The organism is Amycolatopsis lexingtonensis, assembly GCF_014873755.1.
In the GTDB taxonomy this organism is placed as follows: domain Bacteria; phylum Actinomycetota; class Actinomycetes; order Mycobacteriales; family Pseudonocardiaceae; genus Amycolatopsis; species Amycolatopsis lexingtonensis.
The window spans coordinates 6,491,001-6,504,687 of record NZ_JADBEG010000001.1; the positions used below are offsets into that span (position 1 = coordinate 6,491,001).

Genomic DNA, 13,687 nt, shown 5'->3' on the forward strand with positions numbered 1-13,687 from the left:
TCGGGCCGGGAAATGTCGGTGACGGCCATCAGACGGCACCCCCTTCGGCGACCGAAGCACCCTTGCGGCCGTTGGCAGCGAGCGCCCGGCCGACGCGGTGCTGCTGCGAGCGCAGTTCGGCGCGCTTCACGATCTCGTACGCCACGACGACCGACAGCACGATGATGCCCTGCATGATCGTCGCGATCTCCTTGGACACGTTGATCTGCTCCAGCGACACCGCGGAGGTGTCGAGGAACGCCCACAGCAGCGCGCCGAGCGCGATGCCGCCGGGGTGGTTGCGGCCCAGCAGCGCGACCGCGATGCCGGTGAAGCCGTACATCTGGGTCGAGGTGATGCCGTAGCTGAAGTCGCGGCCGAGCAGTTCCGGCATCGCGACCAGGCCGGCGACCCCGCCGGAGAGCAGCATCGCGATCAGCGTCATCTTCTTGGCGTTGACACCGCCCGCGGCGGCCGCGGTGGTGGATTCGCCGGACGCCTTGAGCTCGAAGCCGAACCGGGTGCGGTTGAGCATGAACCAGTAGGCGCCGCCGATGATCGCCGCGATGAAGACGAACCCGAACAGCGTCCCCGAACCGAGCGGGATGCCCGGGATCCGGCCGGACGGCTCGATCACGCGGGTGCCGATGTTGTTGCCGGTCTGCACGCCGAACTGGTCGGCGTTGATGAGGAAGGCGATGATGCCGCCGACGATCGCGTTGAGCATGATCGTCGCGATCACCTCGCTGACGCCGCGGGTGACCTTGAGGATCGCCGGGATCGCCGCGTACGCCGCACCGGCGACGACGGCCACGATCAGGATGACGAGCGTGTGGATCACCGGTGGCAGCTTCAGGGCGCCGCCGATGATGGCCGCGACGACCGCGGCGAACCGGTACTGGCCCTCGACCCCGATGTTGAAGAGGTTCATCTGGAAGCCGATGGCCACCGCGAGCCCGGACAGGTAGTAGACCGTCGCCAGGTTCACCGTGTCGACCGAGGTGGAGCCCTTGAACATCTGGCCGATCATCGTGCCGTACGCGTTCAGCGGGTCGGCCCCGGAGATGATCAGCGCGATCGCCGACAGCAGCACGGCGAAGACGATCGCCAGCAGCGGTGGCAGCAGTTTCGTGCGCCAGGACGTCATTCTTCGTCACCCTCCCCAGCGCCGGTCATCGCGGAGCCCAGTTCCTGCGGGGTCACGGTGGCGGGGTCGGCCTCGCTGACGAGGCGCCCGCGCAGCATGACCCGGATCGTGTCGGACAGGCCGATCAGCTCGTCGAGGTCGGCGGAGATCAGCAGCACCGCGAGCCCGGCGGCGCGGGCCTGGCGGATCTGCTCCCAGATCAGCGCCTGCGCGCCGACGTCGACGCCGCGCGTGGGGTGCGAAGCCACCAGCAGCACCGGGTTGCCGGACAGCTCGCGCCCGACGATCAGCTTCTGCTGGTTGCCGCCCGAGAGCGCCGCGGCCGGGACGTCGATGCCCGGCGTGCGGACGTCGTAGTCGCGGACGATCCGCTCGGTGTCGGCGCGGGCGCCGGCGATGTCGAGCAACTGTCCTTTCGAGACCGGTTCGCGGGTCTGGTACCCCAGGATCCGGTTGACCCACAACGGTTGCTGCAGCAGCAGGCTGTGCCGCGTGCGGTCTTCGGCGATGTAGCCGATGCCGGCCTCGCGCCGCGCCAGCGTGCCCGCCTTCGTCAGGTCGCGGGCTTTTCCTTCGGCATCGACCAGCTCGATCGTGCCGCCGGACGGCTTGCGCATGCCCATGATCGTCTCGACGAGCTCGGTCTGCCCGTTGCCCTCGACGCCGGCGATGCCGAGCACCTCGCCCGCGCGCACGGTGAAGGTGACGTCGTCGAGCGCGTTGCGGTCGGAGCCCTCGGCGCCGAGCGTCAGGCCGGTCAGCCGCAGCACGTCCCGGTCGGTGACCGTGGACTCGCGGGTCTCCGGGCTGGGCAGCTCCGAGCCGACCATCATCTCCGCGAGCTGCCGGGAGGTGATCGTCTTCGGGTCGGCGGTCCCGACGGTCGTGCCGCGCCGGATCACCGTGACGGTGTCGGCGATCGCGCGCACCTCGTCGAGCTTGTGCGAGATGAAGAGGAAGGTGTAGCCGTCGGCCTTCATCTCCCGGACGGTCGCGAACAGCGCGTCGACCTCCTGCGGCACCAGCACCGCGGTCGGCTCGTCCAGGATGATGATCTTCGCCCCGCGGTAGAGCACCTTGACGATCTCGACGCGCTGGCGGTCGGCGACGCCGAGCTCCTCCAGCAGCGTGTCCGGCTTGGCGTGCAGGCCGGTCCGCTCCGCGAGCTCGGCCAGCCGCGCGCGGGCGGCGCGGCCGATGCCGTGCAGGGCCTCGGCGCCGAGGAAGACGTTCTCGCCGACGGTGAGGTTGTCGGCGAGCATGAAGTGCTGGTGCACCATGCCGATGCCGGCGCGGATGGCGTCCTGCGGGTTGCGCAGCCGCACCTCTTCGCCGTTGATCGCGATGGTGCCCTCGTCCGGCGGCTGCATGCCGTACAGGATCTTCATCAGGGTGGACTTGCCGGCGCCGTTCTCGCCACAGATGGCGTGCACCTCGCCGGCGGTGACGGTGAGGTTGACGTCGGAGTTGGCCACCACGCCGGGAAAGCGCTTGGTGATCCCGGTCAGCTGGACGGCGGGGGCGCCCCGGTCGGGGACGGCCTCGGCCGGGGCCTCGGCTGTGCTCATGGGCGGGAGAATTCCATATCTCGTCCAAACGCGTGAGGGGCCCGGAGGAAAAGTTCCTCCGAGCCCCGACGCGTTGTCAGTTACTTCTGCGGCTTGTCCGAGACGGTGATCGCGCCCGAGATGATCTGGGCCTTGTAGCCGTCGAGGACGTCCTTGATGTCGTCGACCTTGCCACCGGAGGTGGCGTAGCCGACGCCGTCGACCTTGAGGTCGAACCGCTTCGGCAGGGTCGTCAGGTCGCCCTTGGCGAGCGCGGTGACGTAGTCGAAGACGGCGACGTCGACGCGCTTGAGCATGGACGTGATGATGACGTCCTTGTCGGCGGCGACGGTCTTCTGGTTGTACTGGTCGGAGTCGACACCGATGGCCAGCGCGTTGCCCGCCTTGGCGGCGTCGAACACGCCCTTGCCGGAGGCGCCGGCGGCGTGGTAGATCACGTCCGCGCCCTTGGCGATCTCGGCCGCGGCCTTGACGTTGCCCTTCGCCGGGTCCTGGAACCCGGAGAAGTCACCGGCCGGGGTCAGGTAGTCGTCCTCGATCTTGATCTTGGACGAAACCGTCTTCGCGCCCTGCAGGAAGCCGGCCTCGAACTTCTGGATCAGCGGGGTGTTGACCCCGCCGACGAAGCCGACGTGGCAGTTCTTGCTCTTGTACGCGGCGGCGACGCCGGCCAGGAACGAGCCCTGCTCCTCGGCGAAGACCAGCGGCGTCACGTTCGGGAGCTGGATCGAGTCGTCGTCGACGATCGCGAACTTGGTGTTCGGGTACTTGGCCGCGACGACCTTGACCGACGGCGCGTAGGCGAAGCCGACCGCGATGATCGGGTTCAGGCCCGAGGCGGCCATCTGGTCGAGGCGCTGCTGCTTGGCCGACTCGGCCTCGCTGGCGGACGCGGTGCTCTCGTTGACCGTGGTCACGCCGAGCTCGGACTTCGCCTTGTCAGTGCCCGCGGCGGCGGCGTCGTTGAAGGACGCGTCACCCCGGCCGCCGACGTCGAACGCCAGGCCGATCTTCAGCTTGCTGCCGTCGACCTTCGCCCCGGCGGCGGTCGAGCTGCTCGCCGCGGCGGGTGCGGCGGGCGGCTTCTGCGCGGTGACGCAGTCGGAACCGCCCGAAGAGGCCGCGGTGTTGTTCGAGCTGCTACCACCGCTGGAGTCCTTGGCGCACCCGGCCAGGGCGAGCACCCCGGCCATGGCCGCGGCGGCCAGCGCGGTTCCACGCATGCGACGCAACGTGTTTCTCCCTCCCCGCTGATCCAGCGGATGTCCAGGGCACGACCGGGCCCACTGCCGGGTCGACTGGTGGACCGTACCCAACGGACAGGAATGCGCCATAGGAACGGCACGCTACGTAACACAAACGTTTACTCACGCATCGCACGCGCGACGAGTCGTGCACCCAAAGTGATCAAAGACGTCACGGGGTGCCGCTTTCGGCGGAATCCCGGGCTGGCGGGACGGCCGAATTACCGTTTGCTGTGACTCAGTGTGCCAGGCCGACCGAGGAGTGGACCAGTCCGATCACCCTGTGAGACGCAGGCGGGCAAGGCGCCTTCCGAATCGTTTCAGCTGCTCGCCGCCCGATCGGGCGTCAGCCGGACGAGCGAGTCGACGCGGTGCGTCCACAGTGGACCCCCCATTCTGTGACGGCGGACACAACCGGTGCGCACCCAGGTGTCTGGTCCATCACAGAGAGGAACCCGGAGGTGAGCCGTCCGTCCGGGGCGGGTCTAGCATCCGATTCATCCACGCTCGATGACGTTGACTTCGGCAAGCTCGTACGCACACGGCGACTGCGGACCTCACGGCCACCGGGCACACAGTCAGACGTTGGAGGCCGTTCACCGATGTCCACCACGGCGAGCACTGCCACCGAGGCAGGGGCGAGCGATCGGGCGGGTGCCTCACGCCGGCAGGGAACCTTCTACCGGGGCGACCCCGGCATGTGGTCCTGGGTGCTGCACCGCATCACCGGCGTGCTCACATTCTTCTTCCTGTTCGTGCACGTGCTCGACACCGCGCTCGTGCGCGTGTCGCCGAACACCTACGACCAGGTCATCGAGACCTACAAGACCCCGATCGTCAACCTCCTCGAGGTCGGCCTCGTCGGCGCGGTCCTCTTCCACGCGCTCAACGGCATCCGCGTCATGCTGGTCGACTTCTGGTCGAAGGGCCCGAAGCTGCAGAAGGCGATGCTGTGGGTCATCGGCGTGGTCTGGGTCGTCGTGATGGTCCCCGGTGCCTTCTTCATGCTGAAGCGCACCGTCGAAACGCTCTTCGGGGGTAACTGACATGGCCGACCTCGCCCTCGCGAACCCCCGCGCGCCGAAGCGTCCGGCCGCGCGCCGGAGCAACTTCGAGCTCTACAGCTGGCTGTTCATGCGGATCTCCGGCCTGGCGCTGGTCATCCTGGTGCTCGGCCACCTGCTGATCATGAACATCCTCGACGGCGGTGTGCACCGGATCAACTGGGGCTTCGTCGCCGGCCGCTGGGCTTCGCCGTTCTGGCAGTTCTGGGACCTGGCCATGCTCTGGCTCGCCGAGATCCACGGCGGCAACGGCCTGCGCACCATCATCGACGACTACGCGCGCAAGGACAGCACGCGGTTCTGGCTGAAGATCGTGCTGTACGTCTCGATGGTGCTGATCCTGGCCGTCGGCACGATGGTGATCTTCACCTTCGACCCGAACATGCCCGCGAACTGACCCACGGAGACCTCCCACCATGCAGTTCCACAAGTACGACGTGGTGATCGTCGGCGCCGGCGGCGCCGGGATGCGCGCGGCCATCGAGTCCGGCCAGCGCGCCCGCACCGCGGTCCTCACCAAGCTCTACCCGACCCGGTCCCACACCGGCGCGGCCCAGGGCGGCATGTGCGCCGCGCTGGCGAACGTCGAAGAGGACAACTGGGAGTGGCACACCTTCGACACGGTCAAGGGCGGCGACTACCTCGTCGACCAGGACGCCGCGGAGATCATGGCCAAGGAGGCCATCGACGCGGTGCTCGACCTGGAGAAGATGGGCCTGCCGTTCAACCGCACGCCCGAGGGCAAGATCGACCAGCGCCGCTTCGGCGGGCACACACGTGACCACGGCAAGGCCGCGGTGCGCCGCGCCTGCTACGCCGCGGACCGCACCGGCCACATGATCCTGCAGACGCTGTACCAAAACTGCGTCAAGTACGGCACGGAGTTCTTCAACGAGTTCTACGTGCTCGACCTGATCCTGTCCGAGGACGAGAACGGCAACCCGGTCGCCTCCGGCGTCGTCGCCTACGAGCTGGCCACCGGCGAACTGCACGTCTTCCAGGCGAAGTCGATCGTGTTCGCCACCGGCGGCGCGGGCAAGATCTTCAAGACGACGTCGAACGCGCACACCCTCACCGGTGACGGCCTCGGCATCATCTTCCGCAAGGGCCTCCCGCTGGAGGACATGGAGTTCTTCCAGTTCCACCCGACCGGCCTCGCGGGCCTGGGCATCCTGATCTCCGAAGCCGTCCGCGGCGAGGGCGGGATCCTGCGCAACGCGTCCGGCGAGCGGTTCATGGAGCGCTACGCCCCCACCATCAAGGACCTCGCGCCGCGCGACATCGTGGCGCGCTCGATGGTGCAGGAAGTGCTGCAGGGCCGGGGTTGCGGCCCGAACAAGGACTACGTCGTCCTCGACGTCACGCACCTGCCGGTCGAGGTCCTCGAGACCAAGCTGCCGGACATCACCGAGTTCTCCCGCACCTACCTGGGCGTCGACCCGGTGAAGGAGCCGGTGCCGGTGTTCCCCACCTGCCACTACGTGATGGGCGGCATCCCGACCAACGTCCACGGTGAAGCGCTGCGGGACAACGAGAACGTCATCCCGGGTCTCTATGCGGCGGGCGAGGTCGCGTGCGTGTCCGTGCACGGTTCCAACCGCCTGGGCACGAACTCGCTGCTGGACATCAACGTGTTCGGCCGCCGCGCCGGCATCGCGGCCGCGGAGTACGCGCTGGCGCACGAGCACATCGAGCTGCCGGAGAACCCGACCAAGCTGGTGGAAGAGCAGCTGTCGGGCCTGCTGTCGGAGCACGGCGACGAGCGCGTCGCCGACATCCGCAAGGAAATGCAGCAGACGATGGACTCGCACGCGTCGGTGTACCGGACCGAGGACACGCTGAAGCAGGCGCTGACCGACGTCCAGGCGCTGAAGGAGCGGTACCAGCGGATCACCGTGTCGGACAAGGGCAAGCGCTACAACACCGACCTCCTCGAGGCCGTCGAGCTGGGCTTCCTGCTGGAGCTGGCCGAGGTCCTGGTCGTGGGTGCGCTGGCCCGCAAGGAGTCCCGCGGCGGCCACGCCCGCGAGGACTACCCGACCCGCGACGACACGAACTTCATGCGGCACACCATGGCCTACAAGCAGGGCACGGGTCTGTCGTCCGACATCCGGCTGGACTACAAGCCGGTCACCTTCACCCGCTACGAGCCGATGGAGCGGAAGTACTGATGACTAGCGTTGCTGAAGCTCCTGCTGCTTCTTCGGACTCGGACCACACCCCGATCACGGTCACGCTGAAGATCCTCCGGTTCAACCCGGAGGTGGACAGCGAGCCGCACTGGGAGTCCTACGACGTCCCGGCCCAGCGCACCGACCGCCTGCTGAACCTGCTGTTCTACGTCAAGGACTACATCGACGGCACGTTCTCGTTCCGCCGCTCGTGCGCCCACGGCGTGTGCGGCTCGGACGCGATGCAGATCAACGGCATCAACCGCCTGGCCTGCAAGGTCCTGATGAAGGACCTGCTGTCGAAGGACGGCAAGCAGACGACGATCACGATCGCCCCGATCAAGGGCCTGACGACGTTGAAGGACCTCTACGTCGACATGGACCCGTTCTTCGAGGCGTACCGGGCGATCAAGCCGTACCTGATCACGTACGGCAACGAGCCGACCCGCGAGCGGATCCAGTCCCAGGCGGACCGGGACCGGTTCGACGACACGACGAAGTGCATCCTTTGCGCGTGCTGCACTTCTTCGTGCCCGGTGTACTGGAACGACGGGTCGTACTTCGGGCCGGCGGCGATCGTGAACGCCCACCGGTTCATCTTCGACTCCCGTGACGAGGGGGCAGAGGAGCGGCTGGACATCCTGAACGACGGCGAGGGTGTCTGGCGCTGCCGGACGACGTTCAACTGCACGGACGCCTGCCCGCGAGGGATCCAGGTGACAAAGGCGATCCAGGAAGTGAAGCGCGCACTGCTGTTCAAGCGCGTCTGACGCTCTCTCCGCTCCGCCTCCGGCTCAAAGGCCGTGAATGCCACATTGAGGGACTAAGTGTCCCTCAATGTGGCATTCACGGCCTTTCTGGTTATCCACAGGGGGTTGGTTGTCCACAGGTGGGCGTAGTGGGGGCTGGTCGGCGGGGGCGGGCGGCCGCACGATCGGACCATGCCGAGACGAGCGCGGTGCGACGAGCACCCGGAACTGCTGAGGGGACGTAGCCGCGAGGGCGTGATCAGGGTCCTCGAACTGGAGTCATTGGACCTGAGCAGCAAGGTCGTATACCGGAGGTGCCTGCCCGGCGGCCCTTGGCAGCGTCTCCTGCCCGGCGTGATCCTCCTGCACAAGGCAACTCCGACAAGACGAGAACTGCTGATCGCCGCATTGGTGTATGCCGGACCGAATGCCATGGTCACGGGTTTGGCAGCCTGTCACGAGTACGGCTTGCGCGTGCCCGCGGGGCTGCTCGACGACGTCGTCCACGTACTGGTCCCCGATGGACGCAAGCTTCTGAGCAGTGAATACGTGACGATCGAGCGCACCTGGCGGCTACCGACCCCATATGTGCGTAACGGAATTCCGCTGTCGCCACCCGTGCGAGCCGTCACTGACGCTCTCCGTCGCTTGCGTACCGAGGAGCCGGTCAACGAGCTCCTGGTCGAAGCGGTGCAGCACGGTAGGTGTTCGTTGGAGGCACTCACCCGTGAGCTGGACACGGGGACCAAGCGCGGAACCGCTCTGCCACGCCGTATTCTCGCCGACTGGGTCGATCTCCGGTCCGTCGCCGAAACGCGGGCCAAGCGGCTCAGCGAGCGACTGTCACCGCCTCCGACGCATTGGAACCGCGAGATCCGGGACGCGGCCGGTTCCTACGTCGGCCGGCCCGACGCGTGGTGGGACGACGTGGCTCTGGCGTGGGAGATCGACTCGTTCGACTTCCACTTTTCGCGAGATGACTACGCGCGGACGTTACGGCGCAACAGCCGATACGCCGCTGCCGGGATCACCGTCGTTCCGACCCTTCCGTCCCGCTTGACAAACGATCCGGAAGGGGTGTTGCACGACATCGAGGCCGCTTACCGGGCCGCCTCGAACCGGCCCCGTCCGCCGGTCTTCCTGGCCTGACAGCAGAAAGTCCGTGAATGCCACATTGAGGGACGTTAGGTCTCTCAATGTGGCATTCACGGCTTTTGGCTAGCGGACCGCGTCCAGGGCGTTGACCAGGCCGTGGCCGTAGTACGAGTTGTTCTTCGCCGGGCCCGTGCACTCCGTCTCCGTCGACGCGCACTTCACCACGTCCGCTTCGCCCGTCAGGACGCGGGCCAGCAGTGAAGGCGGTAGTCCGCGGAAACGGGACGCCAGCAGCGCTGCCACGCCCGCCGCGTGCGGTGAAGCCATCGACGTGCCGCACTTCGAGCCGTACTGCCCGCCGACCACCGTCGACAGCGGGCAAGCCGGGCCGGCGCCGTCGGGAGGGAGCTGCGAGAAGTCGCCGCCCGGAGCCGTCACGTCGATCTCGCCGTAGTTGCTGAACGACGACTTCGTGCCCGCGTAGCCCACCGAAGACACCGTCACCACGCCGTCGATCGCCTTCGGCAGGATGCCGCACGTCGAGTCCACCGGGTGCGGGCGGTTGGGGTCCGTCGTCTGGGTGCGGGTGTCGAAGCCCGAGTTGCCCGCCGCCGACACGTTCAAGACGCCGTGGTGGGTCGAGAACTCGATCGCGCGCCGGACTGCCTCGTACGCGGCCGCGTCGCCCGGCTCGCGGGAGCAGAAGAACATGCCCGGGTCGATGTAGTAGCTGTTGTTCGTCACCTGGAAGCCGTGCTTGGCCGCCCACACGAAGCCGCAGACCGCCGACTCCGGGAAGATGTAGCCCTCGTCGTTCACGACCTTCACCGAGGCCAGCTTGACGCCCGGGGCGATGCCCGTGAAGCCCGCCGCCGGGTCCTTGCCCGCGATCGTGCCCGCCACGTGCGTTCCGTGGTCCGACGTCGTCGGGGCCCACGACGCCGGCGTGAGGTCCGGGGCGCCCGTGATACAGCCCGCCGAAGCCGAAGGAGAAACGGCCGCCTTGAGAGCGGGGTGCGTCGCGTCGATGCCCGAGTCGAGCACGCCGACGGTCACCGAAGAGCTGCCCTGGGAGATCTTGTTCGCCTCGGGCGCGTGGATCGCCTTCATGTCCCACTGCTGCGCCGACAGGTCACCCGCGGCAGCGACCGAACGCGTGTCCTCCAGCGTCTTCACCGCACCGAGTGAACGGGCCGTGGCACCCGAAGTGGAAGCCACGTCCTTGCCACCCGAATAGGCCCGGTAGACGCCGATCTTCTGCTGGAAGTCCGCGTTGCGCGAGCTGGCGATCGCGACGCCGATCTCGCCGTAGTACGCCACCTTCGTGCCGCACTTGGCCGCCAGTTCCTTGTCGACGGCCGACGCGCGCGTGCCCGGCTGGTACGTCACCACGTAGGTGTACGGCGTGCTCGTCGTGTCGCAGGTGACCGGCGCGGCCTCCGCGGCCGGCGCCGCCGCGAACAGGCCGCCCCCGACGGCGAGCACGAGCGGGGCCGCCATTCGGCGTAAACGGGACATTCCACCTCCAGAGTCGGTGGCGTCAACCTAAACCGGCCCCGGAGCGCGCGCCACCGACCAAAGTCAGGAGGCGGCGCGCGTGCGCACCCCGCGCCAGCCCAGCACGCCGATGATCGTGCCCAGCACGAACGAGACGACGGTCAGCACGGCGTGCACGATGAAGTACGCCGTCGGCGAGCCGTCGGGTGCCCAGGCGCGGTCGCTCTCCCACAGGTTCTTGGCGAACGTGATCCAGATGATCCACGACCACACGCCGAAGGCCAGCAGGAACAGCGAGGTTCGTCGGGAGAGGCGCATGCCCCTGAGTATGCGCCGACGGCATCGGCGCTAGATTGCGTGGGTGCACTCCGCTGTCTCCCGGTCGCTCAAGGTCTTCACGACGACGCTCGCCGCCGCCCTCCTGGCCCTGAGCACCCCCGTCGCCGCGGGTGCGGCGCCGCAGCAGGGCCAGTGCGCGAACCACCTCGCTCCCCCGCCGCCGGTCGACACGTCGGAGAAGCCCGCGCCCGGCAAGCAGGCCCCGCCGCCGCTGGCAGTGCCCGCCGCCCCGGTCGGCGGCCCGCGGATGGCCGAGTGCGGCCTGATCACCCCGGACGGCGCGCTCAACCCGCCGGACGGCAACACCGCGGCGTCCTGGCTGGTGCAGGACCTCGACAGCGGCGCGGTCGTCGCGGCGAAGGACCCGCACTCCCGGCAGCGGCCGGCGTCGCTCATCAAGACGCTGCTCGCGCTCGTCGTCGTCACCCAGCTGAACCCGCAGCAGGTGCTCGTGGTGACCAAGGAGGACGCCGAGCAGGAGTGCACCTGCGTCGGCCTCGTCGCCGGCGGCCAGTACACGGTCGACCAGCTGCTCCACGGCCTGCTGATGCACTCGGGCAACGACGTCGCGCATGCGCTCGCCACGGCGCTCGGCGGCGTCGACGCCACGGTGGCCAAGATGAACGCGCTGGCGGCCCGCATCGGCGCGCTGGACACGCGGGCCGCGACGCCGTCGGGGCTCGACGGGCCGGGCATGTCGACCTCGGCCTACGACCTCAGCCTGATCTTCCACTACGCGATGAAGCAGCCCGAGTTCGCGAAGGTTGTCGCGACGAAGAACTTCGAGATCCCGGCGGCCGGCGGCAAGCCCGCGATCCCGGTGTTCAACGACAACAAGCTGCTCGGCGTCTACCCCGGCTTCCTCGGCGGCAAGACCGGCTTCACCGACGACGCCCGCCACACCTACGTCGGCGCCGCGCAGCGCAAGGGCAAGCGGCTCGCGGTCGTGATGCTGCGCGCCGAGCAGAAGCCGACGAAGGTGGTCGACCAGGCGGCGAAGCTGCTCGACTACGGCTTCGCGCTGGAAGAGGACCGCGCCGAGCAGGTCGGGCAGATGACCTACCAGGCGCCGTCGACCGGCGTGCCCGGCAGTGACCCGTCGGTGCTGGGCGACGGCGGTACCAGCAACAGCGGAACGTCGTCCTCGGCCGCCGCGGCCAAGGAAGACCCGTTCGGCGTCACCGGCTGGATCATCACGCTGGTCGTGTTCCTGATCATCGTCGGCGGGTTCGCCGTCGGGCACCAGCGCAAGAAGGCCGCGGCCGGCTAGCGGAACCCGGGCCCGGGTTCCGGGGTCACCTTGTCGGTCGCGATCGCGCCGCCGCAGTGCCCGCAGGCGACGAACGTCTCGGCGATCTCGCCGCAGTCGTTGTGCCGCAACAGGATCGGCGGCCCCTCCGGCCCGGCGAGGTGCCGGTCGCCCCACTGCATCAGCGTGACGACGGCGCCGAAGAGGTCGCGCCCGGCCGGGGTCAGCCGGTATTCGGGCACCGGGTCGACGCGGTCGAGCACGCCCGCGTCGACGAGGGTCTTCAGCCGGGCGGACAGCGTCGGGCGCGGGATCGAGAGCGTGCGCGCGAACTCGCCGTAGCGGCGCACCCCGAAGAACGCCTCCCGCAGGATGAGCAGGCTCCACCGCTCGCCGACCAGGTCGAGCGCGCGCCCGACGGAGTCCGCGGTGAACCGGTGGCCGAGGTCGGTCACAGCTGCTCCGTCCGGGCCGGGACGCCCAGCAGCAGCTTGCCCGGCAGCTCGAAGCTGGCCGGGTTCACCTGGAAGTGGGCGGTGGCGGTGTGCGCGTCGCGGAACCGGCGCTGCAGCGGCGAAGTCTCGTAGATCGCGGCGCCGCCGCCGAGGTCGTACATGCTTTCGGCGACCTTCGCGGCCGTGCGCGTCACGTGCGTGGCGGCGAGCCGGAGGCCCACTTTGAGCGCGTCCGGCACCGGTTCGGTGCCCTGCGCGGCCTGCCAGGCGTCGTCGATGCTGGCGTAGAAGAACAGCCGCGCCGCGCGCAGCGCCGCTTCGGCCTCCGCGACGGACGCCTGGGTCTGCGCCCGCTCGGCCAGCGACCGGCTCGAGCCGAGCGGCCTCCGCGTCGCGGCCAGCTCGACGAGGTCGTCGATGGCGCCGCGCGCGTTGCCCAGCGCGGCCGCGGCGACGGACAGCGCGAAGAAGCCGAAGAGCGGGAACCGGTGCAGCGCAACGGCTTCCGGCGGCGGGCCGCCCATGACCGAGAAGACGCGGTGATCCGGGACGAACAGCGCGTCGGCGACGCAGTCGTGGCTGCCGGTGCCGCGCAAGCCGTTCGTGTGCCAGGTGTCGAGCACGGTGATCTCGGCCTTCGGCAGCGCGGCGACGAAGAGCTGTCCTTCGTGGACGAACCCGGCGAAAAGCCAGTCGCAGTGCGGGATTCCGCTGCAGAACGCCCACCGGCCGGACACGACGTACCCGCCGTCGACCCGCTCGCCGGTGCCGCGCGGCGCCCAGACCCCGGCGGCGACGGTGCGCGGGTCGCCGAAGACCTCTTCGGCGCACTGCCGCGGGGCGTACGCCGAGAGCAGGCTGCTCGTCACGGCGATCGAGACGCACCAGCCGGCCGACGCGTCGCCGCGCGCGATCGTCTCCGCGGTCTCGAGGCTGACGGCGGGCGGCGCTTCGGGCCCGCCGAGGTAGCCGGGGACGCCGCTGCGCAGGAGCTGGGCGTCGGTCAGCTTCGCGACGAGCTCGGCCGGCAGCGCGCGGTCCCGCTCGGTGACCGGCGCGAGCGTCTTGGCGAGCGCGGCGCACTCGCGGGCGGCATCCAGCATGAAACCTCCGGTTCAGATTTCTTACCG

The 13,687-nt window shown here is 69.0% G+C and carries 13 protein-coding genes; 6 read left to right on the forward strand and 7 right to left on the reverse strand.

Annotated elements, in window-relative coordinates:
- Window positions 1-28: 28 nt before the first annotated feature.
- The 3 genes from H4696_RS29395 to H4696_RS29405 form a co-directional block, all read right to left on the reverse strand.
- Window positions 29-1,126 carry an ABC transporter permease gene (locus H4696_RS29395; RefSeq protein WP_086861787.1) on the reverse strand — a complete coding sequence of 366 codons (1,098 nt, stop codon included), beginning with the start codon at window positions 1,124-1,126 and terminating at the stop codon, window positions 29-31.
- Window positions 1,123-2,694, reverse strand: coding sequence for an ABC transporter ATP-binding protein (locus H4696_RS29400; protein ID WP_086861786.1), 1,572 nt, complete (start codon window positions 2,692-2,694; stop codon window positions 1,123-1,125). Before H4696_RS29400 ends, H4696_RS29395 begins: the two co-directional genes overlap by 4 nt.
- 80 nt (window positions 2,695-2,774) lie before the next feature.
- Window positions 2,775-3,917 (reverse strand): BMP family lipoprotein, encoded by a 1,143-nt coding sequence (locus H4696_RS29405; protein WP_086861785.1) that lies wholly within the window; start codon window positions 3,915-3,917, stop codon window positions 2,775-2,777.
- Between the two features lie 623 nt (window positions 3,918-4,540).
- Between H4696_RS29405 and sdhC the strand changes: the two genes are divergently transcribed.
- From sdhC to H4696_RS29430, 5 genes are all read left to right on the forward strand, one after another.
- Entirely contained in the window at window positions 4,541-4,984 is a 444-nt protein-coding gene (sdhC, locus tag H4696_RS29410; RefSeq protein ID WP_086861784.1) for a succinate dehydrogenase, cytochrome b556 subunit, read from the forward strand.
- Window position 4,985: 1 nt separating this feature from the next.
- Window positions 4,986-5,399, forward strand: coding sequence for a succinate dehydrogenase hydrophobic membrane anchor subunit (locus H4696_RS29415; protein ID WP_086861783.1), 414 nt, complete (start codon window positions 4,986-4,988; stop codon window positions 5,397-5,399).
- 19 nt (window positions 5,400-5,418) lie between these two features.
- On the forward strand, window positions 5,419-7,173 hold the full coding sequence (gene sdhA / locus H4696_RS29420) for a succinate dehydrogenase flavoprotein subunit (protein WP_086861782.1): 1,755 nt from the start codon (window positions 5,419-5,421) through the stop codon (window positions 7,171-7,173).
- Entirely contained in the window at window positions 7,173-7,943 is a 771-nt protein-coding gene (locus H4696_RS29425; RefSeq protein ID WP_086861781.1) for a succinate dehydrogenase iron-sulfur subunit, read from the forward strand. The genes sdhA and H4696_RS29425 overlap by 1 nt, the downstream gene beginning before the upstream one ends.
- A 333-nt stretch (window positions 7,944-8,276) precedes the next feature.
- Entirely contained in the window at window positions 8,277-9,071 is a 795-nt protein-coding gene (locus tag H4696_RS29430; RefSeq protein WP_338078705.1) for a hypothetical protein, read from the forward strand.
- Window positions 9,072-9,140: 69 nt separating this feature from the next.
- Here the strand turns inward: H4696_RS29430 and H4696_RS29435 are convergent, their stop codons facing one another.
- Together H4696_RS29435 and H4696_RS29440 are read right to left on the reverse strand one after the other, a co-directional pair.
- On the reverse strand, window positions 9,141-10,535 hold the full coding sequence (locus H4696_RS29435; protein WP_169734920.1) for a S8 family peptidase: 1,395 nt from the start codon (window positions 10,533-10,535) through the stop codon (window positions 9,141-9,143).
- A 63-nt stretch (window positions 10,536-10,598) separates the two neighbouring features.
- Complete coding sequence (locus tag H4696_RS29440; RefSeq protein ID WP_086858365.1) at window positions 10,599-10,832, reverse strand: SCO4848 family membrane protein; 234 nt, start codon at window positions 10,830-10,832, stop codon at window positions 10,599-10,601.
- Between the two features lie 43 nt (window positions 10,833-10,875).
- Here H4696_RS29440 and H4696_RS29445 point away from each other — a divergent pair, with 43 nt between their 5' ends.
- Complete coding sequence (locus H4696_RS29445; protein ID WP_192782603.1) at window positions 10,876-12,123, forward strand: serine hydrolase; 1,248 nt, start codon at window positions 10,876-10,878, stop codon at window positions 12,121-12,123.
- Here H4696_RS29445 and H4696_RS29450 read toward each other — a convergent pair.
- Window positions 12,120-12,557 (reverse strand): winged helix-turn-helix transcriptional regulator, encoded by a 438-nt coding sequence (locus H4696_RS29450; RefSeq protein WP_086858363.1) that lies wholly within the window; start codon window positions 12,555-12,557, stop codon window positions 12,120-12,122. The genes H4696_RS29445 and H4696_RS29450 overlap by 4 nt on opposite strands.
- Window positions 12,554-13,660: an acyl-CoA dehydrogenase family protein gene (locus H4696_RS29455; RefSeq protein WP_192782604.1), complete on the reverse strand. Its 1,107-nt coding sequence runs from the start codon at window positions 13,658-13,660 to the stop codon at window positions 12,554-12,556. The genes H4696_RS29450 and H4696_RS29455 overlap by 4 nt, the downstream gene beginning before the upstream one ends.
- Between the last annotated feature and the right edge of the window lie 27 nt (window positions 13,661-13,687).